This is a genomic window from Streptomyces sp. NBC_00631 (assembly GCF_045206895.1).
In the GTDB taxonomy this organism is placed as follows: Bacteria; Actinomycetota; Actinomycetes; order Streptomycetales; family Streptomycetaceae; genus Streptomyces.
On sequence record NZ_CP107734.1, the window covers coordinates 9,684,896 to 9,710,534 of the forward strand.

The following is a 25,639-nucleotide window of genomic DNA, read 5'->3' on the forward strand; positions in this document are numbered from 1 at the left end:
CCCGGTACCGCAACAAGAGGAGAAACTGTGCCCACTGTGCCCCCGGCCGAGACGGCTGCCGACGCGGTGGACGTGACCGCGCTCCTGGAGCGCGGCCGGACCCTTGCCACACCGGTACTGCGGGCGGCCGTCGACCGCCTGGCCCCTCCCATGGACACCGTGGCCGCCTACCACTTCGGCTGGATCGACGCCGAGGGCAACCCCGCCGACGGCGACGGCGGCAAGGCCGTACGCCCCGCCCTCGCCGTGCTCTCCGCGGAGGTCACCGGCGCCGCGCCCGAGGTCGGCATCCCCGGCGCCGTCGCCGTCGAACTCGTCCACAACTTCTCCCTGCTGCACGACGACCTGATGGACGGCGACGAACAGCGCCGCCACCGTGACACCGTATGGAAGGTGCACGGCCCCGCCCAGGCCATCCTGGTCGGCGACGCCCTGTTCGCCCTCGCCAACGAGATCCTCCTCGAACTCGGCACCGTCGAGGCCGGCCGCGCCACCCGCCGGATCACCACCGCCACCCGCGCCCTCATCGACGGCCAGGCCCAGGACATCTCCTACGAGCACCGCGACCGGGTCAGCGTCGAGGAGTGCCTGGAGATGGAGGGCAACAAGACCGGCGCGCTGCTCGCCGCCTCCAGCTCCATCGGCGCGGTGCTCGGCGGCGCCGACGACCGCACCGCCGACACCCTGGAGAAGTACGGCTACCACCTCGGCCTCGCCTTCCAGGCCGTCGACGACCTGCTCGGCATCTGGGGCGACCCGGAGGCCACCGGCAAGCAGACCTGGAGCGACCTGCGCCAGCGCAAGAAGTCCCTGCCGGTCGTCGCCGCCCTCGCCGCGAGCGGGCCCGCCTCCGAGCGGCTCGGCGAGATCCTCGCCGCCGACGCCAAGAGCAGCGACTTCGAGAACTTCTCCGAGGAGGAGTTCGCCGCCCGGGCCGCCCTCATCGAGGAGGCCGGCGGCCGCGAGTGGACCGCCGAAGAGGCGCGCCGTCAGCACACCATCGCCATCGAAGCCCTCCACGCCGTCGACATGCCCGACCAGGTCCGGGCCCGGTTCACGGCGCTGGCCGACTTCGTCGTCGTACGAAAGAGATGATCATTATCGGTCGAATAACCCTCGCGTAGTCGCCGGCCGGTGCGAGCGCGCAGCCAGCACCGGCCGACGGCGGACCCACAGCAGAACGATTTCGCACGACTGCACGAAGGGGAAGCCATGACAGCGACGACCGACGGAAGCACCGGGGCCACCCTGCCGCCCCGGGCCGACTCGGCCAGCACCGACCTCACCACCCCCGTGGCGGCCGGGGTGCAAGAAGCCGCCGAACGCGCCGTCCGGCGCGCCACCGACCATCTGCTCGCGCAGCAGGACGCGCAGGGCTGGTGGAAGGGCGACCTGGAGACCAACGTCACCATGGACGCCGAGGACCTGCTGCTCCGTCAGTTCCTGGGCATCCGCGACGAGTCGACGACCGCGGCCGCCGCGCTCTTCATCCGCGGCGAGCAGCGCGAGGACGGCACCTGGGCCACCTTCTACGGCGGGCCGGGCGAACTCTCCGCCACCATCGAGGCGTACGTAGCCCTGCGGCTGGCCGGGGACGCGCCGGACGCGCCCCACATGGCGAAGGCGTCGGCCTGGGTCCGCGAGCGCGGCGGGATCGCCGCCGCCCGGGTCTTCACCCGGATCTGGCTGGCCCTGTTCGGCTGGTGGAAATGGGAGGACCTGCCCGAACTCCCACCGGAACTCCTGTACTTCCCCAAGTGGTTCCCGCTCAGCATCTACAACTTCGGCCAGTGGGCCCGGCAGACCATCGTGCCGCTCACCGTGGTCTCGGCCAAGCGCCCGGTGCGCCCCGCCCCCTTCCCGCTGGACGAACTCCACACCGACGCGGCCGACCCGAACCCGCCCCAGCCGCTTGCCCCGGTGGCCAGCTGGGAGGGCGTCTTCCAGCGGCTCGACAAGGTTGTCCGCGGCTATCGCAAGGTCGCGCTGCGCCGGCTGCGCGGCGCCGCGCTGAACTCCGCCGCCCGCTGGATCGTGGAGCGTCAGGAGAACGACGGCGCGTGGGGCGGCATCCAGCCCCCGGCCGTGTACTCGGTGATCGCCCTGCACCTGCTCGGCTACGACCTCGAACACCCCGTGATGCGCGCGGGACTTGAGTCGCTGGATCGTTACGCCGTGTGGCGCGAGGACGGCGCCCGGATGATCGAGGCCTGCCAGTCGCCGGTGTGGGACACCTGCCTGGCGACCATCGCCCTCGCCGACGCCGGGCTGCCCGCCGACCACCCGCAACTCGTCAAGGCCGCCGACTGGATGCTCGGCGAACAGGTCGTGCGGCCCGGCGACTGGGCCGTGAAACGGCCCGGACTCCCGCCGGGCGGCTGGTCGTTCGAGTTCCACAACGACAACTACCCCGACATCGACGACACCGCCGAGGTCGTCCTCGCCCTGCGCCGGGTCCGGCACCACGACCCCGAGCGGATGGAGAAGGCCATCGGCCGGGGCGTGCGCTGGAACCTCGGCATGCAGTCGAAGAACGGGGCCTGGGGGGCCTTCGACGTCGACAACACCAGCCCGTTCCCCAACCGGCTGCCGTTCTGCGACTTCGGCGAGGTCATCGATCCGCCGTCGGCCGACGTCACCGCGCACGTCGTGGAGATGCTCGCCTTCGAGGGCATGTCCCACGACCCGCGCACCCGGCGCGGCATCGAGTGGCTGCTCGCCGAACAGGAGCCCAACGGCTCGTGGTTCGGGCGCTGGGGGGTCAACTACGTGTACGGCACCGGATCCGTGGTGCCCGCGCTCACGGCGGCCGGCCTGCCCGCCTCCCATCCGGCGATCCGGCGCGCGGTGAAGTGGCTGGAGCAGGTCCAGAACGAGGACGGCGGCTGGGGTGAGGACCTCCGCTCCTACAAGTACGCGGACGACTGGAGCGGGCGCGGCGCCTCCACCGCCTCCCAGACGGCGTGGGCGCTGATGGCGCTGCTCGCGGCGGGGGAGAAGAACGCCAAGGCCGTCGAGCGGGGCGTCAGGTGGCTCGCCGAGACCCAGCACGAGGACGGCTCCTGGGACGAGCCGTACTTCACCGGCACCGGCTTCCCCTGGGACTTCTCCATCAACTACCACCTCTACCGGCAGGTCTTCCCGCTCACCGCGCTCGGCCGCTACGTCCACGGCGAGCCCACCCCCGAGGCCGAGGGGGTCTGATGAACACCACGCCCGCGCCGGCCCCGCTGCTGATCGCCTGCGCACTCGGCATCGAGCACCTCGCCCTGCGCGCCGGCGAGCGCGGGGGCGCGGGCGGACCCGTCACCGTGCTGCGCACCGGCATGGGCCCCAAGGCGGCGGAACGGTCCGTCACCCGGGTCCTGGCCGACCCCGCGCTCGCCGCCGCCGCGGTCCTGGCGACGGGCTTCTGCGCGGGACTCGCCCCCGGGATGCACCCCGGTGACCTGGTGGTCGCCGAGGAGACCCGGGACCCTCGCGGCAGCGTCCCGTGCGTCGGCACCGAACTCCTGGTGAAGGAGCTCGTGCGGACCCTGCCCGGCCGCACCGTGCACACCGGCCCCCTCACCGGCTCCGATCACGTCGTCCGCGGTCACGAGCGGTCAGATCTGCTCGCGACCGGCGCAATCGCGGTCGACATGGAATCAGCGGCCACGCTCCTGAGCGCCGTGCACGCGGGCGAGCGCCCGGTTGCGGCCGTACGAGTGGTCGTGGACGCTCCTGAACATGAACTCGTCCGGATCGGCACGGTGCGGGGTGGAATATCTGCTTTCCGCGTTCTTCGATCCGTTCTTCCAGCTTTCTTCGAATGGCACCGTTCCTTGCTGCTCCCCCGGAGGTGAGCCAGATGGCCATGCCGCTGCGTCAGTCGATCAAGGTCGCTACCTACTTGGCCGAACAGAAGCTCCGCAAGCGGGACAAGTTCCCGCTGATCGTGGAGCTGGAACCCCTCTTCGCGTGCAACCTGAAATGTGAGGGCTGCGGCAAGATCCAGCACCCGGCGGGGGTGCTGAAGCAACGCATGCCGGTCGCGCAGGCGGTCGGGGCGGTGCTGGAGTCCGGTGCTCCGATGGTGTCCATCGCGGGCGGCGAGCCCCTGATGCACCCCCAGATCGACGAGATCGTGCGGCAGTTGGTGGCGAAGCGGAAGTACGTCTTCCTCTGCACCAACGCGATGCTGCTGCGCAAGAAGATGGACAAGTTCACCCCCTCGCCCTACTTCGCCTTCGCGGTGCACATCGACGGGCTGCGCGAGCGGCACGACGAGTCCGTTGCGAAGGAAGGCGTCTTCGACGAGGCCGTGGCGGCCATCAAGGAGGCCAAGCGGCGCGGCTTCCGGGTGACCACCAACTCGACCTTCTTCAACACGGACACCCCGCAGACCATCATCGAGGTGCTCAACTTCCTCAACGACGACCTCAAGGTCGACGAGATGATGATCTCGCCCGCCTACGCCTACGAGAAGGCCCCCGACCAGGAGCACTTCCTCGGCGTGGAGCAGACCCGTGAGCTCTTCAAGAAGGCCTTCGCGGGCGGCAACCGGAAGAAGTGGCGGCTCAACCACTCCCCGCTCTTCCTGGACTTCCTGGAGGGCAAGGTCGACTTCCCGTGCACGGCCTGGGCGATCCCGAACTACTCGCTCTTCGGCTGGCAGCGCCCCTGCTACCTGATGAGCGACGGATACGTGCCGACGTACCGCGAACTCATCGAGAAGACCGACTGGGACAAGTACGGCCGGGGCAAGGACCCGCGCTGTGCCAACTGCATGGCGCACTGCGGCTACGAGCCCACCGCCGTCCTCGCCACCATGGGATCGCTCAAGGAGTCCCTGCGCGCCATGCGCGAGACGGTCTCCGGGAACCGGGAGTGACGGCATGACCGCAATCCCCCTGGGCCTCCCCGAGATCCCGGCGCGGCCGATCGCCGAGCGACGGGTCTCGCGGCAGATCCACGTCGGGCCGGTCGCCGTCGGCGGCGGTGCCCCGGTGTCGGTGCAGTCGATGACCACCACCCGCACCTCGGACGTCGGCGCCACCCTTCAGCAGATCGCCGAACTCACCGCGTCCGGCTGCCAGATCGTCCGCGTCGCCTGCCCCACGCAGGACGACGCGGACGCTCTGGCGACGATCGCGCGGAAGTCCCAGATCCCGGTGATCGCGGACATCCACTTCCAGCCGAAGTACGTCTTCGCGGCCATCAAGGCCGGCTGCGCGGCGGTCCGCGTGAACCCCGGCAACATCAAGCAGTTCGACGACCAGGTGAAGGAGATCGCGCGGGCGGCCAAGGACCACGGCACGCCGATCCGGATCGGGGTCAACGCGGGGTCGCTCGACCGCCGGCTGCTCCAGAAGTACGGGAAGGCGACGCCCGAGGCGCTCGTGGAGAGTGCTCTGTGGGAGGCCTCGCTCTTCGAGGAGCACGACTTCCGGGACATCAAGATCTCCGTCAAGCACAACGACCCGGTCGTGATGATCGAGGCGTACCGGCAGCTGGCCGCCCGGTGCGACTACCCGCTGCACCTCGGGGTCACCGAGGCGGGCCCGGCGTTCCAGGGCACCGTCAAGTCGGCCGTCGCCTTCGGGGCGTTGCTCTCTGAGGGCATCGGTGACACGATCCGCGTCTCGCTGTCCGCCCCGCCCGCCGAGGAGGTCAAGGTCGGCATCCAGATCCTGGAGTCCCTGAACCTCAGGCAGCGGCGCCTGGAGATCGTCTCCTGCCCGTCCTGCGGCCGCGCCCAGGTGGACGTCTACAAGCTGGCGGACGAGGTGACGGCCGGTCTGGAGGGCATGGAGGTGCCGCTGCGCGTCGCTGTCATGGGCTGCGTGGTCAACGGGCCCGGCGAGGCACGGGAGGCCGACCTGGGGGTCGCCTCCGGCAACGGCAAGGGGCAGATCTTCGTCAAGGGCGAGGTCATCAAGACCGTACCCGAGTCGAAGATCGTGGAGACCCTCATCGAGGAAGCGATGAAGATCGCCGAGCAGATGGAGCAGGACGGCGCCGGGTCCGGAGCACCCGCCGTCACGGTGAGCTGAACAGCACGGACCGAGAGGGGGCCGAGCGTGACGATTCTGGAGACCATCCGGGGACCACGCGACCTGAAGGCGCTGTCCGAGGCGGAACTCGGTGAACTGTCCGAAGAAATACGCGAGTTCCTGGTGCACGCGGTCGCCAGGACCGGCGGCCACCTCGGGCCCAACCTGGGCGTCGTGGAGCTGACCGTCGCGCTGCACCGGGTCTTCGAGTCCCCGGCCGACCGCATCCTGTGGGACACCGGCCACCAGAGCTACGTCCACAAGCTGCTGACCGGCCGTCAGGACTTCTCCAAGCTGCGCGGCAAGGGCGGCCTGTCGGGATACCCCTCGCGCGAGGAGTCCGAGCACGACGTCATCGAGAACAGCCACGCCTCCACCGCGCTCGGCTGGGCGGACGGCCTCGCCAAGGCCCGCCAGGTGCGGGGGGAGAAGGGGCATGTCGTCGCGGTGATCGGCGACGGCGCGCTGACCGGCGGGATGGCCTGGGAGGCGCTCAACAACATCGCGGCGGCCAAGGACCGGCCGCTGATCATCGTCGTCAACGACAACGAGCGGTCGTACGCCCCCACCATCGGCGGCCTCGCCAACCACCTCGCCACGCTGCGCACCACCGACGGCTACGAGAAGATGCTGGCCTGGGGCAAGGACGCCCTGCTGCGCATGCCGGTCGTCGGCAGCACCGTCTACGAGTCCCTGCACGGCGCCAAGAAGGGTTTCAAGGACGCCTTCGCCCCGCAGGGCATGTTCGAGGACCTGGGCCTCAAGTACGTTGGCCCGATCGACGGCCACGACATCAAGGCGGTCGAGTCGGCCCTGCGGCGCGCGAAACGCTTCCACGGGCCGGTGCTGGTGCACTGCCTCACGGAGAAGGGCCGCGGCTACGAGCCCGCCCTCGCCCACGAGGAGGACCACTTCCACACCGTCGGCGTCATGGACCCGCTCACCTGCGAGCCGCTCGCGCCGTCCAACGGGCCTTCCTGGACCTCGGTGTTCGGCGACGAGATCGTCCGGATCGGCGAGGAGCGGGACGACGTGGTGGCGATCACCGCGGCCATGCTGCACCCGGTCGGCCTCGGCAGGTTCGCCGAGCGCTTCCCGGACCGGGTCTGGGACGTCGGCATCGCCGAGCAGCACGCGGCGGTCTCGGCGGCCGGCCTCGCGACCGGCGGACTGCACCCGGTCGTCGCCGTCTACGCCACGTTCCTGAACCGTGCCTTCGACCAGTTGCTGATGGACGTGGCGCTGCACCGCTGCGGGGTGACGTTCGTCCTGGACCGGGCGGGCGTGACCGGTGTCGACGGCGCATCGCACAACGGCATGTGGGACATGTCCGTCCTCCAGGTCGTCCCCGGCCTGCGCATCGCCGCCCCGCGCGACGCCGAACAACTGCGGCTCCAGCTGCGCGAGGCCGTCGCCGTGGACGACGCGCCCACGCTGGTGCGGTTCCCGAAGGAGTCCGTGGGGCCGGAGATCCCGGCGGTCGACCGGGTCGGCGGGGTGGATGTGCTCCGTCGCGACACGGACGCGCAGGTGCTGCTGGTCGCGGTCGGAGTGATGGCGCCGGTGTGCCTCCAGGCCGCGGAGCTGCTGGCCGCTCGGGGCATCAACTGCACCGTCGTGGACCCCCGTTGGGTGAAGCCCGTGGATCCCGCGCTGCCGGTGCTGGCGGCCCGGCACGAGCTGGTGGCCGTCGTCGAGGACAACAGCCGGGCGGCCGGCGTGGGCGCGGCGGTCGCGCTGGCGCTCGGTGACGCCGAAGTGGACGTGCCGGTGCGGCGGTTCGGCATTCCCGAGCAGTTCCTGGCGCATGCGAAGCGGGGAGAGGTGCTGGCCGACATCGGGCTGACGCCGGTGGAGATCGCGGGGCGGATCGGGGCGAGCCTCGCGGGGCGGGGGGCCGATTGCGCCAACGGGAGTGCAACGGAGGGTCGTGTGGCGGGTGCGGCGCCGTCCGGGCTGGTCGCGCCCCGCGGCGGCAGCCGCACATCGATGCTCCCCGCGCCCCTGAGGGGCGCTGATGCCGAGGGCGTTGACAAGGAGAGGCAATGACCACGGAGTTCGACCTAGGGGCGCTGCTCGCCGAGCGCGGGGCCGAGCGCTATGAGCTGCACGCGAAGTACCTCAACCACCAGCTGCCCCGCATGCTGCACACCATCGGCTTCGACAAGGTCTACGAGCGGGCCGAGGGCGCGCACTTCTGGGACGCGGACGGCAACGACTACCTGGACATGCTCGCCGGGTTCGGGGTGATGGGCCTGGGCCGTCACCACCCCGTCGTCCGCAAGGCGCTGCACGACGTCCTGGACGCCCGGCTCGCCGACCTGACCCGCTTCGACTGCCAGCCGCTGCCCGGACTGCTCGCCGAGCGGCTCCTCGCGCACAGCCCGCACCTGGACCGGGTGTTCTTCGGCAACAGCGGCACCGAGTCGGTCGAGACGGCCCTGAAGTTCGCCCGCTTCGCCACCGGCAGACCCCGCGTCCTCTTCTGCGACCACGCCTTCCACGGCCTGACCACCGGCTCCCTTTCGGTCAACGGCGAGAACGGCTTCCGGGACGGCTTCGCCCCCTTGCTGCCCGACACCGCCGTACCCCTCGGTGACCTCGACGCGCTCGCCCGCGAGCTGAAGAAGGGCGATGTCGCCGCCCTGATCGTCGAGCCGATCCAGGGCAAGGGCGTGCACGAGGCGCCGCCCGGCTACCTGCGCGCCGCGCAGGAACTGCTGCACCGGCACAAGGCGCTGCTCATCGCCGACGAGGTGCAGACCGGCCTCGGCCGCACCGGCGACTTCTACGCCTACCAGCACGAGGAGGGCGTCGAGCCGGACCTGGTCTGTGTGGCGAAGGCACTGTCCGGCGGGTACGTTCCGGTCGGCGCCACCCTCGGCAAGGACTGGATCTTCAAGAAGGTCTACTCCTCCATGGACCGGGTCCTGGTCCACTCGGCGAGCTTCGGTGCCAACGCCCAGGCCATGGCGGCCGGGCTCGCCGTCCTCGCGGTCATGGAGAACGACCAGATCGTCGCCAACTCCCGGGCCGTGGGAGAGCAGCTCAAGTCCCGGCTCGCCGCGCTGACCGGCAAGTACGAGCTGCTCGCCGACGTGCGCGGCCGGGGCCTGATGATCGGCATCGAGTTCGGCCGGCCCAGCTCGCTGAAGCTGCGCAGCCGCTGGACCATGCTCCAGGCAGCCCGCAAGGGTCTGTTCGCCCAGATGGTCGTCGTACCGCTGCTGCAACGGCACCGGATCCTCACCCAGGTCTCCGGCGATCACCTGGAGGTGATCAAGCTCATCCCACCGCTGATCGTCGACGAGGCCGACGTCGACCGCTTCGTGGACGCCTTCACCGACGTGATGGACGACGCACACAGCGGCGGCGGCCTGATGTGGGACTTCGGCAAGACGCTCATCAAGCAGGCGGTGGCCAACCGCTAGACCGGGCCGGACGCTGGTCGCGGGTTTTGCCTCTGAGGCAAGAAAATTGCCGCAGAGGCAAAGCTGCGGCTCAATGGAGCCATGAGCTCCTCCGCGAACGAGCACGGGGGCGGGCCGGTCGAGGACCTGCCCGCCGTCGCCCCGCAGCTGCGCTCCCTGCGCCGCCGCGCCGGCCTCACCCTGGAGGCCGCGGCCCGGGACGCCGGGCTGTCGCCCGCCCACCTGTCCCGGCTGGAGACCGGGCAACGGCAGCCCTCGCTGCCGATGCTGCTCGCCCTCGCGCGTATCTACAGTACGACGGTCTCGGACCTGCTCGGTGAGACCGCCGCCGACCGGGACGCGATCGTGCGCGCCGCCGACATGGATCCGACCCGGGCGGGCGGCTGGACGTACTGGCAGGCCGGCGCCCCCGGCCGGGGCATGCAGGCGCTGCGCGTCCACGTGCCGCACGGCTCCCAGGGCGACATCGTGCGGGTGCATCCCGGTGAGGAGTGGCTGTACGTCCTGCGCGGCCGGCTCCGGCTGCGCCTCGGCGACACCGCCCACGTGCTCGCACCCGGCGACAGCGCGCACTTCGACTCGCTGACCCCGCACCGGCTCGCCGCCGAGGACCACGACGGGGTCGAGCTCCTCTTCGTCCACACCCTGCTGCAGAGTCCCACGGCCGCGCTGTGCCTGGGACCGATCACTGGAGAGTCGCCATGACCAACATGGAGGAGAAGTTCCCGCGGGCCCTGTGGGTCCGGCTGATCATCTACATCGCCGTCGGGCACGTCCTGGCCGCGTTCCTCTTCTTGCTGTTCTCCCTCGGCGCGAAGAGCTGAGCCTCAGTCGAGCAGCCGCTCGCGCAGCCGCTCCCGGGTCTGCGGGGCCAGCTTCAGGCCCTGCCCCAGGTAGGTGTCGACGTCGCCCCAGGTCTCCTCGATGCTCTCGAAGGCCGCCGTCAGGTACTCCGCGCGGGCGTCGAACAGCGGGCTCAGCAGGTCCATCACCTCGGGGCTGTACACGCTGTCCCCACCGCCGCTGCGCCGCACCTTGTAGCGGCGGTGCTTGGCGTTGGACTCCAGGTAGTCGGCGAGGATCGCGTCCCGCTCCACGCCCACCGCGAGCAGCGTCACGGCTATGGAGACGCCCGCCCGGTCCTTGCCGGCCGCGCAGTGCATCAGCGCCGGAACGCTGTCCTCGGCGAGCGCGTGCAGCACACGCGAGTGCTCGTCGGTGCGGTCCTTGACGATCGTGCGGTAGGAGCTGACCATCCGGCCCGCGGCCTTGCCGTCGTCCAGGAGCCCGCGCAACTGCTCGATGTCACCCTCGCGGACCATCTTCCAGAACTCGGCGCCGTGGGCCGGGTCGGTCAGCGGCAGGTTCACGTTCCGCACACCGGGCAGCTCGACGTCCGGGCCCTCCAGCTTCTGGTCGGCCGCGTTGCGGAAGTCGAAGACGGTGTGCAGGCCGAGCGAGGAGAGGAACTCCGCGTCCTGCTCCGTCGCGTGCGCGAGGTGACCGCTGCGGAACAGCACACCCGGCCGCACCCGCCGCCCGTCCACGGTCGGCAGGCCGCCCACGTCACGGAAGTTGCGCACCCCGGTCAGCTCGGGCTCGGTCGACGGGACCTGCTGCGTCACGGGGGCTCCTCCCGGTCGGTCCCGTCCGGCGCGGCTCGTCGACGGGCACTGGCTCGACGATACGACATCGGTTTCCGCGGGCAATGAGTTGTCCACAGGCCATCGCCTCCACCCCCCTGGCCCTTGCTTCCGGAGCACGTGGGCCTTGATGATGTTGGTGCTTGAGCGGATCTGTTGGCCCCTGTGTGAGGTTTCTCGATGCTGGACATCGCCGAAAACGGTCGTACCTGGCTCCTGTCGGGCCCCGGCAGCAGCTACGCGCTGCATCTGACGGAGGCCGACGAGCTGCTCCACCTGCACTGGGGCGCCAGAATCCAGCTCGCCGACGCCGAGGAGCTCAGCACCCGGGCGCTGCCGGACTACTGGCCCTTCGAGTCCCCGCTGGACGGTCACGAGGAGTACCCCGTCGAGGGCGGGCCCCGCTTCGTGCGCCCCGCCCTGTCCGTGCGCACCGAGGAGCGGCGCGGCACCGAGTGGACCTTCGAGTCGTACGAGGCCGATGACGACGGACTCCGGCTGCGCTTCACGGACGACGACATCGTCATCACCCTGCACTACCGGATGCGCGGCGACGTCGTCGAGCGCTGGGTGACCGTCGGCAACGAGGGGCACGCGCCCGTGGAGCTGCTGCGCGCCGACCCCGCCACCTGGACCCTGCCCGACCGCGAGGGCTGGCGGCTCTCCCAGCTGCACGGCCGCTGGGCGGCGGAGTCCCGGCTCACCAGCGGCCCGCTCACCTACGGCGAGAAGGTCATCGGCAGCCGCCGCGGCCACACCGGCCACCAGCACCTGCCCTGGGTCGCCCTCGACACCGACGCCACCGAGGAGCGCGGCGAGGTCTGGGGCTGCGCCCTCGGCTGGTCCGGCTCCTGGCGCATCGCCGTCGCCCAGCTCCCCGACGCGCGCGTGCAGATCACCGGCGGCGCCGGCTACGACGACTCGGGCCTGCTGATGCTCGCCGAGGGGGAGTCGTACACCAGCCCGGTCTTCGCGGGCCTGTGGACCGACGCCGGCTTCGGCGGGGCGAGCCGTGCCTGGCACGCCTACCAGCGGGCGTACATCATCCCGGACGCCGACCGGGACCGGCCGGTGCTGTTCAACTCCTGGGAGGCCACCACCTTCGACATCTCGGAGGATCAGCAGGCCACCCTCGCCCGCCGGGCCGCCGCGATCGGCGTCGAGCTGTTCGTGGTGGACGACGGCTGGTTCGGCGCCCGTACCAGCGACCGCGCCGGACTCGGCGACTGGACGCCCAACCCCGACCGTTTCCCCAAGGGCCTCAAGCCCCTCGCCGACTACGTCCGTGCCCTCGGCATGCAGTTCGGCATCTGGGTCGAGCCCGAGATGGTGAACCCGGACAGCGACCTGTACCGCGCCCACCCCGACTGGGTGCAGTACCAGCAGGGACGGAAGCGGACGGAACTGCGCAACCAGCTCGTCCTCAACCTCGCCCGCGAGGACGTCCAGCGGTACCTCTACGAGCAGCTCGACACCCTGCTGTCCAGCGCCCCGATCGACTACGTCAAGTGGGACTTCAACCGCTGCTTCACCGACGCGGGCTGGCCCGGCGAGCCCTACCCGCAGCGCCTGTGGGTGGACCACGTGCGCGGGCTGTACGCCCTGCTCGACCGGCTCCGCGCCGCCCACCCGGATGTCGCCATCGAGTCCTGCTCCGGCGGTGGCGGGCGCATCGACCTCGGCATCATGAGCCGTACCGACGAGGTGTGGACCTCCGACAACACCGACCCGCTGGACCGGCTCGCCATCCAGCACGGCTTCAGTCAGATCCATCCCGCCCGGGTGATGTCCGCCTGGGTCACCGACAGCCCGAACCACCAGCTCAACGGGCGGGTCAGCAGCCTGCGTTTCCGGTTCATCAGCTCCATGGCCGGTGCCCTCGGGGTCGGCGGCGACCTCTCGCAGTGGACCGAGGAGGAGCTTGCCGAGGCCGGACACTGGGTGGAGCTCTACAAGGAGATCCGTCCTCTGGTGCAGCGCGGCGACCAGTTCCGGCTGCGGCCGCCGACCGGCGGACTCAGCGCGGTGCAGTACACGCTCGGCGACGAGAGCGTCGTCCTCGCCTGGCTCCAGGCGCAGAGCTACGGCGAGCCGGCGCCGGCGCTCCGGTTGCAGGGCCTGGACCCGACGGCGTCGTACGAATGCCGCGAAACGGGCGAAGTGCACCGGGGGGCCGTTCTGCTCCAGCACGGGTTGCGCGCCGGGTTGAAGGGTGACCTGGATGCGGCAGTCATCCGCCTCCGCCGGATCTGATGCATCTGCCCGAATTGAAACCTTCGTTGCGACTCGGTCTGGAATAAGGCGACGTGGCGCGACGTGCGTGAGGAGCGTCATATTCGTGACGTCGGGTCGCGCGTCATGGTCACGTAATTCCGGTGTTTTTCAAGGAGAGGGGAAAGGCGAAAAGGCCGGAATCCACGGCTCGCCGACGGCTGCTACGCGCACTACGGCCACCTCCGCCCTCTCCGTCTCGGCCGGACAGACCGTCACCGCGGACCGGCAGATCGGCCTCTCCGGTGGGACCGGCAACGTCACCGGACCGCACCTCCACTTCGAGATCCGCACCACCCCCGACTCCGGCTCGGACGTGGACCCGGTCGCCTACCTCCGCTCGAAGGGCCTCGCCGTCGGCTGACCTCGGCGATCTTGCTGGTCAGACCCGCACGCCGAAGGCCGGAACCCGATCCCCGGGTCCGGCCTTCGGTGTTTCCGTCTTGTGGCGCGCGTGCTCGGGGCATCGACAGCGAAGGCGGGCGGCGGCACAGTGATCCCGTAGGTGCAAGCGCTTTCCATCACTGTCGCCCCGCCGGAAGGAACCCGCCGCATGACGACCACCCGCCGAGCTTTCGGAGCCCTGGCCGCCGGAGCCGCCCTCGCGGCCCTCACCCCCACCGGGCCCGCGAGCGCCGCGCCCCGGCACCGCCGGCCGCTCGCCCACGACGACTTCCGCCACGGCCTCGGCCAGTGGTTCGTGGAGCTGGAGCAGGGCGGCACGGTCACCGCGTCCGACGGGACCCTGGAGGTCGACGTGCCCGCCGGCGCGACCGTCTGGTTCCGGCGGCGCCTCGAAGGCCCGTACGTCCTGGAGTACACGGCCACGCCGGTGTCGGCGGGCGGTGTGAACGACCGCGTCTCGGATCTCAACAACTTCTGGAACGCCACCGACGTCCGGTCCCCTGACGACCTGTTCGCCACCCCGCGCGGCGGTGCGCTCGCCGAGTACGACTACCTCACGACGTACTACGCCGGTTACGGCGCCAACTACAACACCACGACCAGACTGCGCCGTTACGTCGGCGAACCCGGCGTACGCCCGCTCATCTACGATTACACCGAGCCGCTGCTCGTCGCGAACCAGCCCAACCGGGTCCGGATCGTCTCCGACGGGCCGACCGTGCGCTGGTGGAACAACGGCCGGCTGGTGTTCGACTACACCGACCCGGAGCCTTACACCGGCGGGCACTTCGCGTTCCGCACCACGTGGAGCCACTTCCGGATCGCCGACTTCCGAGTCTGGCGACCGACACGTCAACGCCGCTGATCAGAGCCTTATTCCAGGCTTGGCAAAGTATTTAAAAGTGTCTTATCTCACCGAACGTCAACCCCTTATTACGGTCGCGTAGGTCACAACCGAAGGTGAATCATGGTCCGACGTGGGAGACGATTCGAAGAGTGACAAGGCATCAGTGATCGGCTCGTACGTGGCGGTGGGGGACAGCTTCACCGAGGGCGTCGGCGATCCCGGCCCCGACGGGGCGTTCGTCGGCTGGGCCGACCGGTTCGCGGTCCTGCTGTCGGACCGGCGCCCCGAGGGCGACTTCGAGTACACCAACCTCGCCGTACGCGGGAAACTGCTCGACCAGATCGTGGCGGACCAGGTGCCACAGGCCCTGGCACTCGCCCCGGACCTGGTCTCCTTCTGCGCGGGCGGCAACGACATCATCCGCCCCGGCACCGACCCGGACGAGGTGGCCGAGCGGTTCGAGCGCGCCGTGGCCCAGCTGACCGAGGCCATCGGCACGGTGCTGGTGACCACCGGATTCGACACCCGGGGCGTGCCCGTCCTCAAGCATCTGCGCGGCAAGATCGCCACGTACAACGGGCACGTCCGGGCCATCGCCGACCGGTACGGCTGTCCCGTCCTCGACCTGTGGTCCCTCAAGACCGTGCAGGACCGCCGGGCGTGGGACGGCGACCGCCTGCACCTGTCTCCCGAGGGGCACACGCGCGTGGCGCTGCGGGCCGGCCAGGTGCTCGGCGTCGAGGTGCCGGCCGACCCGGACCAGCCGTGGCCACCGCTGCCGCCCCGGGGCACCCTGGAGGTCCGCCGCGACGACGTGCACTGGGCCCGGGAGTACCTGGTCCCCTGGATCGGGCGCCGGCTGCGCGGCGAGTCGTCCGGCGACCATGTGACGGCCAAGGGGGCGCTCTCCCCGTACGACATCAAGATGCGGATCGCTTCCGTGGCCTGAGGCGCAACCGGCGTCAGGGTGGTAAGGGGTGGCCTCATGGCGGGCCGCCCCTTACTGCTGCCCGGCCAGCCCCAGTTCGCGGGCCAGCGCCTCGTCGACCCACTCCTGCGCCCGGGCGCGGGGCACGGCACCCGGATACGACGTCAGCTGGACGGCGAGCCCGTCGAGCAGCGCGGTCAGCCGCAGCGCCGCTGCCGCCGGGTCGGGACACCGGAACTCACCCGCCGCCACCCCTTCGGCGACGACCTCGGTGATCGCCGCCTTCCACTGCTGGTCGAGGCCCTTGGTGACGTCCCGCAGGGCGGGGTCCCGCAACGCCACCGCCCAGCCCTCGATCCACAGCCGCCAGCCCTTCGCCTGCCCCGTCGGCGCGTACCAGCGCACCGCTGCCCGCAACCGGCGCAACGCCGACGTACGGCGGCCCAGCAGCTTGCGCAGATGCGCCAGGTCGCCCTCGGCGGCGTAGGTGAAGGCGGCGGCGACCAGCTTCTCCTTCGTCGAGAAGTGGTACAGCACCAGTGCGTTGCTCACCCCGAGGGCCGAGGCCACATCGGCGATCCGCACCGCCGCCACGCCCCGCGCCTCGATCTGCTCGATGGCGGCCCGCAGCAGTTCCTCCCGCCGCTCGGCCACGCTCAACCGCACTCTCGCCACGCGATCACCCTAATCTGTCGGCCCGCCGCCCGCCTCGCCTTCTCAGGCCAGTGGCAGTCGCATGATCGTCAGGTCCAGCCGGCGCCCGAACTTGGTCCCCGCCTCCCGGACCGTGCCGACGTGCTCGAAGCCGAACCGGTCGTGCAACCGGATCGACGCGGCGTTCTGGGCCTCGATGCCGGCGATCATCACATGGTGGCCGGCCTCGCGTGCCGAGGCGATGAGGGGGCCCAGCAGTGCGGAGCCGATCCCGCGCCGGTGCCTGCCCTCGCGGACGTAGACGGAGTTCTCCACCGAACGAGACGCTGGCGACACCATCGAACTCGGCGCGCCGGTCGAGCGCCTCATCGCCGACACCACCGACGACGAGTGCCGATACGCCGTCGTCCTCATCCGGGACAGCCGGCCATGAGCCCTGCGGCGCGCCACGGCGGCACGTTTCTGCAGGCCGCGAAGGCCAGGACAGCGAATGCCGACAACTACGCGATGCGGCCTGTCCGCACCATGGCCGTCACCGAGCTGGACCTGCCGCTCTCCATGATCGGCGCCCTTGGCACCGGTGCGGCCGCTCTGCTGGGCGGGCTCGGCCGGCAGGGGACCAGCTGATCCGTCACCGGTACCAGCCGAACCGGTCCGCGATCACCGGCAGGCGGTCGGTCACCAGTGCGTGCGCCGCGGCGCGCGGGGTCGTGCCGTCGGACTCCGCTCGGTCCAGCATCAGCTCCACCAGGGCCCGCATCGAGCGGCGGGTGTGGGCGAACGCCTCGTCCGCGTCGGGGCCGATGTCGCCGAACAGGGTCCACCACCACCAGGCGTTGGTCCCCGAGTTCACCACCACGTCCGGCAGCACGCTCACCCCGCGCGCGGTGAGCCGCTCCTCCGCCTGCGGCAGCACCGGCATGTTGGCCGCCTCCACGATCCAGCGGGCGGTGATCAGGTGTTCGTTGGCCGCGTCGACGACGTACGACACCGCCGCCGGCACCAGCACCTCCGCGTCGGAGGACAACCAGGCGTCGCCCGGCAGTTCCATGTCACCGGAGCGCAGCACCGCGCGGTCGACGGTGCCGTAGGCGTCCCGCGCGCGCAGCAGCGCCTCGACGTCCAGCCCCGCCGGGTTGGCGATGGTGCCCTTGATGTCGGCGACCGCCACGACGCTGAGCCCCGCGCGAGCGAGGAACCGCGCCGTGGCCCCGCCCATCGTGCCGAGGCCCTGCACGGCGACCCGCGTCCCCGTGTACGGCACCCCGGCCCGGTCCAGGGCCGTCAGCGCCGACTCGGCGACCCCGCAGCCGCCGGCCAGCTCGTCCAGACCGATCCCGTCGACCTCGACGGCGAAGGCGTCCGCGAGCCGCCGCCGGGCCGCCGCCTCGTCGTCCAGCAGCGGATACACGGCCTGGATCGAGGAGACCAGCCCCGCCTCGGCGGCCGCCCGGTCCACCAGGTCCTGGGTGAGCCCCAGGTCCTCGCCGGTGGTCCAGAAACTCTCCACGTACGGCCGCATGGCCCGCAGATAGCGGACCAGCAGGGCGTACGCCCCGGGGTCCTGCGGATCGCAGTCGATGCCGCCCTTGGCGCCGCCCAGCGGGACGTAGCGGCCCTCGGGGTTGTAGTGCAGGGCCTCCTTCATCGTCATGCCGCGCGCGAGGCCCGTCACCTCCTCCAGGGTGCAGCCCGGCCGCATCCGCAGACCGCCGCTGGCCACGCCCCGCACCAGCCGGTCGACGACCAGGAAGCCCTGGCGGCCGGTGACGTGGTCGGTCCAGACCAGGGACATCAGGGGAGCGGTCACGGGGGCTCCTCGGGAGCTGTGTGAAGAAACGGTGTTACTGAACAGTGGGTCAGTATTGGGAGGCGGGTGGTGCGGTGTCAACGCCGACTGTCCAAAGGGCCGACCATAATGGGGACCTCGGCGAAACTCCTGGAGGTACCGTGACCGGTTTGCGTTCCCTGAGCTCCGGGCTCCGCGTGCTGCGGCCCGCTGCCTTCGGCGCGGACCCCGGCGGCGCGCGCCTGGCCCGCATCCAGGGCTCCCCGCACTTCAAGGACGGTGTCTTCCAGAACCCCGGCGGCACCACCCGGATGCGGCCCTCGGGCTCGATGCTGGAGTTCGCGAAGACCTACTTCGAGAAGGAGCAGCGCGCCCGCAGAGCCCCCCGGGGCACCGTCCCGGTGCACCCCACCACCGTCGCCGACCTCGCCCGGCCCGCCGCCACCGGCCTGCGGGTGACGTGGATGGGCCACTCCAGCGTGCTCGCCGAGATCGACGGACACCGTGTCCTGTTCGACCCCGTCTGGGGTGAGCGGTGCTCTCCGTTCCCGTTCGCCGGGCCCAAGCGGCTGCACCCGGTGCCGCTGCCGCTCGCCGCGCTCGGCCCGGTCGACGTCGTGGTCATCTCGCACGACCACTACGACCATCTCGACCTGCCCACGATCAAGGCGCTGGCCGGCACGGACACCGTGTTCGCCGCGCCGCTCGGCGTCGGCGCCCACCTCGAACACTGGGGCGTCTCCGCCGACCGGCTGCGCGAGCTGGACTGGCACGAGGAGACCAAGATCGGCGGACTCACCCTGACGGCCACCCCCGCCCGCCACTTCTGCGGTCGCGGACTGCGCAACACCCAGCACACCCTGTGGGCGTCCTGGGCCGTCACCGGCGAGGAGCACCGGATATATCACAGCGGCGACACCGGCTACTTCGACGGCTTCAAGGACATCGGCGCCGACCACGGGCCCTTCGACGTGACGATGATCCAGATCGGTGCGTACAGCGAGTACTGGCCCGACATACACATGACGCCTCAGGAGGGCGTGCGCGCCCACCTCGACCTCCAGGGCGGGCAGCCGCACGGGGTGCTGCTGCCGATCCACTGGGGCACCTTCAACCTCGCGCCGCACGCCTGGGCCGAACCGGGGGAGTGGACCAAGGACGCGGGTGACGAGGCGGGCCAGGCGGTCGCGCTGCCGCGTCCCGGCGAGCCGTTCGAGCCGTCCGGGAAGCTGCCCGCGGACCCGTGGTGGCGCACGGTCTCGGCGCCGATCGCCCGCCCGTGGCACCACGGGAAGCGGCCGGAGGGCGCCCCCGGGCAGGGGGACCTCGACCTCGCGGGCGAACTGTGACGCCGGCCCGGTGACCGGTCGTGGCGAGGAGCGCGTACCGGAGGGCTGGTGACGCCGTCACCGGTGTGGCGGTGGAGTGAAAGTGGCGTGCATGCCCCTGCACAATCTGGGCAGGGGCATCGTCATGAGCCATGCACATATGCCAAGTCCCGCCTTTTTACCTGGACTTGAGCTCTCCCGGCGCTTCTACACCGAGGCCGTACGCCCGCTCCTGGAGGAGGCCGCTCCCGGCATACCCCACTCCGCCGCCCGCATCGGCACGGGCTCCGAGGTGCTCGGTTACGACACCGAGCGCTCCGCCGACCACGAATGGGGCCCACGCCTCCAGCTCTTCCTCCACTCCCACGATGTGAGCCGCCACGCCGGACGCATCAGACATGTGCTCGCCGAACACCTTCCAAAGACCTTCCACGGCTGGCCCACCCACTTCGCCGCCACGGGCGACCGGGACATCCGCGTCATGCGGGCCACCGACGGTCCCGTGCACCACCGCGTCGAAGTGACCGGCGTCTCCTCCTGGTTCCGTGCCGCCCTCGGCTTCGACCCCGCCTCCGGAGTCACCACGGCGCACTGGCTCGCCCTGCCCACCCAGCTCCTCGCCGAGGTCACCACCGGCGCCGTGTTCCACGACGGCCTCCACACGCTCACCGCGGCCCGCACCGCCCTGCGCTGGTACCCCCACGACCTCTGGCTCCACGTCCTGGCCTGTCAGTGGCAGCGCATCGCCCAGGAGGAAGCCTTCGTCGGCCGCTGCGGCGAGGTCGGCGACGAACTCGGCTCGGCGGTCGAGGCCGCCCGCCTGGTCCGCGACCTGATGCGGCTCTCCCTGCTGATGGACCGGCGCTACCCGCCGTACGGCAAATGGCTCGGCAGCGCCTTCGCCCGGACCCCCGCGGCCCCGCGGCTGGCCTCCGAACTCACCGCCGTCCTCGCGGCCGGCGACTGGCGACTCCGCGAGCGTCATCTGATCCAGGCGTACGAGATCGTGGCCCACCTGCACAACGAGCTGGAGCTCACCCACCGGGTCGACCCGGCCACCCGCCCCTACCACTCCCGGCCCTTCCGGGTGCTGCGCGCCGACCGCTTCACCCGGGCCCTCGTCGCCCACATCAAGGACCCGGGCATACGGGAGTTGAGCCGGGCCGGAGCCGTGGACCAGTTCATCGACAGCACCGAGGTCCTGAGCCGCCCGGACCTGACCCGGGCCGCGACCGACGCCGTGACGGGCATCGACGCCCACGACGGCCCACCCCGCGCGCCGACGAAGAGCAGCCGAGGCCAAGAAGGTCACCGTGAGTGACGTTCTGGGGGGTGGTGGAGGGGTGCGGCAGGCCTGGTCGGCGCTCCTGGCGGGCCGACGGGGACGTGCGGACCGAGGATCGGCGCGCGGGACGGAGTGGTGGGAGCCTCGGTCCATGTCTTCTCCGACTTCTGCGTCTGACCGTTTCCGAGCAGGTCGGATCGGTCGGTGACTGATCGGGAGCGAGTCGCCGAGGGGGTTATCGGTCTTTCGTACGACGGCTCATACCAGAGCGGGACCATCTCCGGGGGACTTTGTCAACTGCCCGCCGCACATGATGCCTTGGCGACTACTGTGAGTGTCCGCCGGGCGACACGGGGCCGAATTCTTTTGCGGTCCCCTAGGCCGGCACCGCGATGGCGCATGCCCGACTCGCGCGACCCGCGCGAGAAACCAGGCCCGACGGACCAGTACGAGGACGCAGATGTCTCACCTCCGTGCACCGGCCGACCGCGCCGACCGCCGTGAGGGCGGCCGGCACGGACGACCGGTCGCCCGACCCGTTCCCGCGCTGCCCGAGACCCACATACGGCCTCAGCTCATGCGCCTGGCGGTGCTGCCGCCGGTCGCGGTGGCGCTCAGCGGCTGCGCGGCCGTCCTGTTCACCGTCCGCTCCACCGGCGCCCGGCCCAGCCTCACCCTGCTGGCCGTGCTCACCGGAGCGGTCTCGGTGACGGCCGCGGGCATTGTGATCGCCGCCGTGGCCGCGGGCCGCGCCGCGCGCTCGGTCAGCGACCGCGTCGGCGTCCTGCGCCGCAACGCCGCCCGCGGCGAAGCCGATCTGCTGGCCCTCGTCGACGCCCTGCGCCGCGGTGAGACGCCGCCACCGCGCAAGCCGCGCGGCGGGCCACCCGAGGACGCGGACGACTTCGAGCTGCTCGCCGCCGACCTGTCCCGCGCGCACGACGGCGCCGTCACCGCCGTCGTGCAGGCGGCCCAGCTCTCCAGCCAGGCCGGCAGCGAACAGAAGCTGGAGGTCTTCGTCAACCTGGCGCGGCGCCTTCAGTCCCTCGTGCACCGGGAAATCTCGATTCTCGACGAACTGGAGAACGAGATCGAGGACCCGGACCTCCTCAAGGGCCTCTTCCACGTCGACCACCTGGCCACCCGCATCCGGCGGCACGCCGAGAACCTCGCCGTCCTCGGCGGCGCCGTGTCCCGGCGGCAGTGGAGCAACCCCGTCTCCATGACCGAGGTGCTGCGCTCCGCCATCGCCGAGGTCGAGCAGTACTCCCGGGTCAAACTCGTCCCGCCGATCGACGGGGAACTGCGCGGGCACGCCGTCGCCGACGTCATCCACCTCCTCGCCGAACTCGTCGAGAACGCCACGGTGTTCTCCGCCCCGCACACCCAGGTGCTGCTCCGCGCCAACCTCGTCACCTCCGGCCTCGCGGTCGAGGTCGAGGACCGCGGACTCGGCATGCCGGTCGGCGAGCAGTCCAAGATGAACGCCCTGCTCGCCGACCCCGACCAGGTCAATGTCGCCAGCCTGCTGGCCGACGGCCGCATCGGTCTTTTCGTCGTCTCCCAGCTCGCCCGCCGGCACGGCATCCACGTCCGCCTGCAGACCAACATCTACGGTGGCGTCCAGGCCGTACTCGTCGTCCCGCAGGGGCTGCTGGGCACGGCACCGGGCACACCCGGGGCGCCCAGTGCCGTACCGCAGCCGCGCGACACGGCGAACGGGGGCGGTGCGCCGGGCGCCACGGGCGGTCCGCCCGGAGCCCAGGGAGCACGCCCGTCCGGCGGCACCGGGGTGCTGGAGGGCGGCCGCGGCCTCGCCACCGGGCCGGTCGTGGGGACCGGCAGCCGGGCCGCCGCAGGCGGTTCGCCGGCCGGCCGAGGGCCCGCACAGCAGCAGGGTCCCGCCATGGCCGGTGCCGGTGGCCGGCGCAGGCACGAGCAGCCCGCAGGCGCGCCCGCGCCGCTGCCGGTGCGCGGCGCCCAGGAGACGCGCCCGAACCCCGCCGAGGCACTGCCCGGTATCCGGCCCGAGGACCGGTCCGCGGTCGCCGAGCACGCGGGCAGCGTGCCCGTACCGCGCGTCGGCGCCGTGCGCGGCACCATGGGCAAACCCCAACTGCCGCGCCGCCGCGCCCAGGAGCACATCGTTCCCCAGCTCCGCGGTGGCCCGGCGCCCCGCCAGGACAACGAGTCCCCGGCCGGACACGACCCCGGCCTGATGGCCGCCTTCCAACGCGGCATCGGCCTCGCCGAGGCCCAGCAGCACCTGGAGGCCACCCAGGCGGAGCCGACCGCCGCCGAGCCCGTGGGCGGGACACATGGCGCATCCCTCCACGACGGATTCACCGCTACGGGGTTCACCGACCTGGCCGCAGGCGACGGATCCGGCGACCGGTCGACCAACCGGCCGACCAACACCTCCCACGCCACGCACATGGATGCCACGCACATGGATGCCACGCACATGGAGGCGGCGCACGTCGACGCGGCACACCGGGAGGCCGGGCACCTGACTCCGGACCACACAGCTCCCGGCCACACAGCTCCGGACCACACGGTGCCCGACCAGTCGGCCCGCAACCGCATGACGCCCGACTCCATGGCGCCGGACACCGTGACGCCGGACCCCAGGGCGCTGGACCCTCTGGCCTCGGGCCACATGGCGTTGGGCCACATGACCACCGACCACATGGCCTTGGATCGCATGACCTCCGATCAGATGACCACAGGCCACCCGGCCACGGACCACCTGGCCCCCACCCCCACCCACCTGAGCCGGACACACCGGGACCCGGCCGACACCCGGTCCGCGTCCCGGCCCCAGTCGTACTCCCAGGCCCTGCGCCCGGTGCACACCTCCGAATTCACCGCCCGGCCCGACGGGAGCGCACCGGCCGGATGACCAGCACCGTCACCTCCCCCACCCCCACAGCTCCCGCAGACCTTCGTACCCCAAGGAGTCGATCCACCATGGCGAGCGATGCGCCGACCGCCCAGGTATCCGACCTCGACTGGCTGATGAGCGGCCTAGTGCAGCGCGTACCGCACACCACCAGCGCGGTGCTCCTGTCCTGCGACGGGCTGGTGAAGTCCGTCCACGGCCTGGACCCGGACAGCGCCGACCACATGGCGGCGCTCGCCTCCGGCCTGTACTCGCTCGGCCGCAGCGCGGGCGTCCGGTTCGGCGACGGCGGGGACGTCCGCCAGGTCGTCGTCGAACTCGACTCCACGCTGCTGTTCGTGACCACCGCCGGCTCCGGCACCTGCCTCGCCGTGCTGGCGGGCCGGGAGGCCGACGCCGCCGTCCTCGGCTACGAGATGGCGATGCTGGTCAAGAGTGTCCGCCCGTACCTCGTCACCGCGCCCCGGCAGCACGCCGTCGAATCCACGGCGATGAGGCCTTGAGGGTGGCGGCAGCCGGCGACGGGCCCTGGCTCGACGACGCGGCCGGACGCCTCGTGCGCCCGTTCACGGTCAGCAACGGCCGTACCGAGCCGAGCATCGCCCTCGACCTCATGTCGCAGGTGATGGCGACCGGGTCCACGCCCCTCGGCTACCTCGGCCCCGAGCACGCGCAGGCACTCGACCTGTGCCGCGCCCCCGTCCCGGTCGCCGAGGTCGCCGCGCACCTCAAACTGCCCGCCGTGGTCACCAAGGTGCTGCTCTCCGACCTCGTCGACTGCGGGGCGCTGACCGCCAAGCCCCCCGTGTTCCACCACAACCCCACTGACCGGTCCCTCCTGGAGGCAGTGCTCGATGGCCTACGACGACAGCTCTGATCCCTTCCCCACCGCGCTGAAAATCCTGGTGGCCGGTGGGTTCGGGGTCGGCAAGACCACCTTCGTGGGCGCGGTCAGCGAGATCGCGCCGCTGTCCACGGAGGAACTCCTCACCACGGTCAGTGCCGGGACCGACAGTCTGGAAGGCATCGAGAACAAGGTCGAGACGACCGTGGCCATGGACTTCGGGCGCATCACCCTGGACCCCGAACACGTGCTCTACCTGTTCGGCACGCCCGGACAGGAGCGGTTCTGGTTCATGTGGGACGAGCTGTCCGAGGGCGCGCTCGGCGCGGTCATCCTCGCCGACACCCGCCGCCTGGAGGACTGCTTCGCGGCCGTCGACTTCTTCGAGGAGCGCGGCCTCGGCTTCATCGTCGCCATCAACGAGTTCGACGGTTCCTACCGCTACGACCCCGACGAGGTGCGCGCCGCCATCGACCTCGACCCGGAGATCCCGGTGGTCCGCTGCGACGCCCGGATCTCCAGCTCCGGCGTCCAGACCCTGCTCACTCTCGTCCGCCATCTCATCGCCCACGCTCCGGTCTCCGCGCCGAGCCACGGCGCCCACATGTGAACCCAATACACCCCTGACGGAGCCCATATATGACCCACCTCCACCGCGACGGAGCACGCGCATGAGGTACGACCCGCCGCGCCCGGTCGGCCGGCTGCTGCTCACGCCCGAGGACAAGGAGGCACCCGAACGCACCCGGCGCCTCGGCCAACTGCGCCTGGGCGCACACCCGGACCCCGCCCTCGACGCCTTCGCGGACCGGCTCGCCGAGGTCACCCGGGCGCCGTACGCCATGGTCAACTTCATCGACGTGAACCGTCAGTTCTTCGCGGGTCTGCACCTGCCGGACGTGGCGCCGCCCGTGGTGCGGCCCGACGGCAGCACCCCGGTCCTCGGCCGTGAGCTGCCCCGCGACCATGGTTTCTGCCCCCATGTGGTGGTCCGGCGCAAGGCGCTGGTCCTGGAGGACGTCTGCGACTACCCGCGGTTCGCGGGCAATCCGGTCGTCGACGAGTTCGGCATCCGGTCGTATCTGGGTGCCCCGCTGATCGACAGCACGGGGACGGTGCTCGGCACGGTCTGCGTGGTCGACGTGGAGCCGCGGCCCTGGGGCCGGCCCGGCCTGGAGACCATCAAGTCGTCGGCGGCGGAACTGGTGGCCCGTATCGAGCGCCGCGAGGCCGACGGTCTGCCGCTGCTGTGACGACGGGAACAGCCCCGTCACTAG

General features: G+C 71.4%; 24 protein-coding genes and 1 pseudogene. 21 read left to right on the forward strand and 4 right to left on the reverse strand.

Features of this window, described 5'->3' with window-relative positions:
* Positions 1–27: 27 nt before the first annotated feature.
* From OHB00_RS43890 to OHB00_RS43930, 9 genes are all read left to right on the forward strand, one after another.
* Positions 28–1,095, forward strand: a complete 1,068-nt coding sequence (locus OHB00_RS43890; RefSeq protein WP_406443562.1) for a polyprenyl synthetase family protein — start codon at positions 28–30, stop codon at positions 1,093–1,095.
* A gap of 117 nt (positions 1,096–1,212) precedes the next feature.
* Positions 1,213–3,204 carry a squalene--hopene cyclase gene (shc, locus tag OHB00_RS43895; protein ID WP_406443564.1) on the forward strand — a complete coding sequence of 664 codons (1,992 nt, stop codon included), beginning with the start codon at positions 1,213–1,215 and terminating at the stop codon, positions 3,202–3,204.
* Entirely contained in the window at positions 3,204–3,845 is a 642-nt protein-coding gene (locus OHB00_RS43900; RefSeq protein ID WP_406443566.1) for a 1-hydroxy-2-methyl-2-butenyl 4-diphosphate reductase, read from the forward strand. Before shc ends, OHB00_RS43900 begins: the two co-directional genes overlap by 1 nt.
* A 5-nt stretch (positions 3,846–3,850) precedes the next feature.
* Positions 3,851–4,873: an adenosyl-hopene transferase HpnH gene (gene hpnH, locus OHB00_RS43905; protein ID WP_132887281.1), complete on the forward strand. Its 1,023-nt coding sequence runs from the start codon at positions 3,851–3,853 to the stop codon at positions 4,871–4,873.
* A gap of 4 nt (positions 4,874–4,877) precedes the next feature.
* Entirely contained in the window at positions 4,878–6,035 is a 1,158-nt protein-coding gene (gene ispG, locus OHB00_RS43910; RefSeq protein ID WP_406443568.1) for a flavodoxin-dependent (E)-4-hydroxy-3-methylbut-2-enyl-diphosphate synthase, read from the forward strand.
* Positions 6,036–6,062: 27 nt separating this feature from the next.
* Positions 6,063–8,084, forward strand: coding sequence for a 1-deoxy-D-xylulose-5-phosphate synthase (gene dxs / locus OHB00_RS43915; RefSeq protein ID WP_406443570.1), 2,022 nt, complete (start codon positions 6,063–6,065; stop codon positions 8,082–8,084).
* Positions 8,081–9,466, forward strand: a complete 1,386-nt coding sequence (locus OHB00_RS43920) for an aspartate aminotransferase family protein (RefSeq protein ID WP_406443572.1) — start codon at positions 8,081–8,083, stop codon at positions 9,464–9,466. The genes dxs and OHB00_RS43920 overlap by 4 nt, the downstream gene beginning before the upstream one ends.
* Before the next feature lie 81 nt (positions 9,467–9,547).
* A complete protein-coding gene (locus tag OHB00_RS43925) occupies positions 9,548–10,171 on the forward strand; it encodes a helix-turn-helix domain-containing protein (protein WP_406443574.1) in 624 nt (207 codons plus the stop codon).
* Positions 10,168–10,290 (forward strand): DUF6126 family protein, encoded by a 123-nt coding sequence (locus tag OHB00_RS43930; RefSeq protein WP_406443576.1) that lies wholly within the window; start codon positions 10,168–10,170, stop codon positions 10,288–10,290. Before OHB00_RS43925 ends, OHB00_RS43930 begins: the two co-directional genes overlap by 4 nt.
* A 3-nt stretch (positions 10,291–10,293) precedes the next feature.
* Here the strand turns inward: OHB00_RS43930 and OHB00_RS43935 are convergent, their stop codons facing one another.
* Entirely contained in the window at positions 10,294–11,091 is a 798-nt protein-coding gene (locus OHB00_RS43935; protein WP_406443578.1) for a tyrosine-protein phosphatase, read from the reverse strand.
* 198 nt (positions 11,092–11,289) lie between these two features.
* On the opposite strand from OHB00_RS43935, the gene OHB00_RS43940 reads away from it, so the two are divergent.
* The 4 genes and pseudogenes from OHB00_RS43940 to OHB00_RS43955 all read left to right on the forward strand — a co-directional run bounded on the left by OHB00_RS43940 (position 11,290) and on the right by OHB00_RS43955 (position 15,581).
* A complete protein-coding gene (locus OHB00_RS43940) occupies positions 11,290–13,362 on the forward strand; it encodes an alpha-galactosidase (RefSeq protein WP_406443580.1) in 2,073 nt (690 codons plus the stop codon).
* 165 nt (positions 13,363–13,527) lie between these two features.
* Positions 13,528–13,744, forward strand: a pseudogene (locus OHB00_RS43945) (M23 family metallopeptidase); the annotation flags it as partial.
* A 189-nt stretch (positions 13,745–13,933) separates the two neighbouring features.
* A complete protein-coding gene (locus tag OHB00_RS43950) occupies positions 13,934–14,650 on the forward strand; it encodes a DUF6250 domain-containing protein (protein ID WP_406443582.1) in 717 nt (238 codons plus the stop codon).
* 145 nt (positions 14,651–14,795) lie between these two features.
* A complete protein-coding gene (locus tag OHB00_RS43955; protein ID WP_406446260.1) occupies positions 14,796–15,581 on the forward strand; it encodes an SGNH/GDSL hydrolase family protein in 786 nt (261 codons plus the stop codon).
* Between the two features lie 51 nt (positions 15,582–15,632).
* Here the strand turns inward: OHB00_RS43955 and OHB00_RS43960 are convergent, their stop codons facing one another.
* Together OHB00_RS43960 and OHB00_RS43965 are read right to left on the reverse strand one after the other, a co-directional pair.
* Positions 15,633–16,235: a TetR/AcrR family transcriptional regulator gene (locus tag OHB00_RS43960; RefSeq protein WP_406443584.1), complete on the reverse strand. Its 603-nt coding sequence runs from the start codon at positions 16,233–16,235 to the stop codon at positions 15,633–15,635.
* A 42-nt stretch (positions 16,236–16,277) separates the two neighbouring features.
* Positions 16,278–16,529, reverse strand: a complete 252-nt coding sequence (locus OHB00_RS43965; protein WP_406443586.1) for a GNAT family N-acetyltransferase — start codon at positions 16,527–16,529, stop codon at positions 16,278–16,280.
* A 114-nt stretch (positions 16,530–16,643) separates the two neighbouring features.
* Between OHB00_RS43965 and OHB00_RS43970 the strand changes: the two genes are divergently transcribed.
* Positions 16,644–16,841: a hypothetical protein gene (locus OHB00_RS43970; protein ID WP_406443587.1), complete on the forward strand. Its 198-nt coding sequence runs from the start codon at positions 16,644–16,646 to the stop codon at positions 16,839–16,841.
* A gap of 4 nt (positions 16,842–16,845) precedes the next feature.
* Here the strand turns inward: OHB00_RS43970 and OHB00_RS43975 are convergent, their stop codons facing one another.
* Positions 16,846–18,024, reverse strand: a complete 1,179-nt coding sequence (locus OHB00_RS43975; protein ID WP_406443589.1) for a Glu/Leu/Phe/Val dehydrogenase dimerization domain-containing protein — start codon at positions 18,022–18,024, stop codon at positions 16,846–16,848.
* A gap of 140 nt (positions 18,025–18,164) precedes the next feature.
* Between OHB00_RS43975 and OHB00_RS43980 the strand changes: the two genes are divergently transcribed.
* The 7 genes from OHB00_RS43980 to OHB00_RS44010 all read left to right on the forward strand — a co-directional run bounded on the left by OHB00_RS43980 (position 18,165) and on the right by OHB00_RS44010 (position 25,615).
* Complete coding sequence (locus OHB00_RS43980; RefSeq protein ID WP_406443591.1) at positions 18,165–19,352, forward strand: MBL fold metallo-hydrolase; 1,188 nt, start codon at positions 18,165–18,167, stop codon at positions 19,350–19,352.
* A gap of 139 nt (positions 19,353–19,491) precedes the next feature.
* Positions 19,492–20,652, forward strand: a complete 1,161-nt coding sequence (locus OHB00_RS43985) for a DUF4037 domain-containing protein (protein ID WP_406446262.1) — start codon at positions 19,492–19,494, stop codon at positions 20,650–20,652.
* 424 nt (positions 20,653–21,076) lie between these two features.
* Entirely contained in the window at positions 21,077–23,518 is a 2,442-nt protein-coding gene (locus OHB00_RS43990; RefSeq protein WP_406443593.1) for an ATP-binding protein, read from the forward strand.
* A gap of 68 nt (positions 23,519–23,586) precedes the next feature.
* Positions 23,587–24,021 carry a roadblock/LC7 domain-containing protein gene (locus tag OHB00_RS43995; protein WP_089107225.1) on the forward strand — a complete coding sequence of 145 codons (435 nt, stop codon included), beginning with the start codon at positions 23,587–23,589 and terminating at the stop codon, positions 24,019–24,021.
* 2 nt (positions 24,022–24,023) lie between these two features.
* The gene (locus OHB00_RS44000; protein WP_366357425.1) at positions 24,024–24,395 is read left to right on the forward strand and encodes a DUF742 domain-containing protein; all 372 of its coding nucleotides are present in this window, start codon (positions 24,024–24,026) and stop codon (positions 24,393–24,395) included.
* A complete protein-coding gene (locus tag OHB00_RS44005; RefSeq protein ID WP_406443595.1) occupies positions 24,373–24,972 on the forward strand; it encodes a GTP-binding protein in 600 nt (199 codons plus the stop codon). The genes OHB00_RS44000 and OHB00_RS44005 overlap by 23 nt, the downstream gene beginning before the upstream one ends.
* Positions 24,973–25,033: 61 nt before the next feature.
* Positions 25,034–25,615: a GAF domain-containing protein gene (locus OHB00_RS44010; RefSeq protein ID WP_406443597.1), complete on the forward strand. Its 582-nt coding sequence runs from the start codon at positions 25,034–25,036 to the stop codon at positions 25,613–25,615.
* Positions 25,616–25,639: the final 24 nt, after the last annotated feature.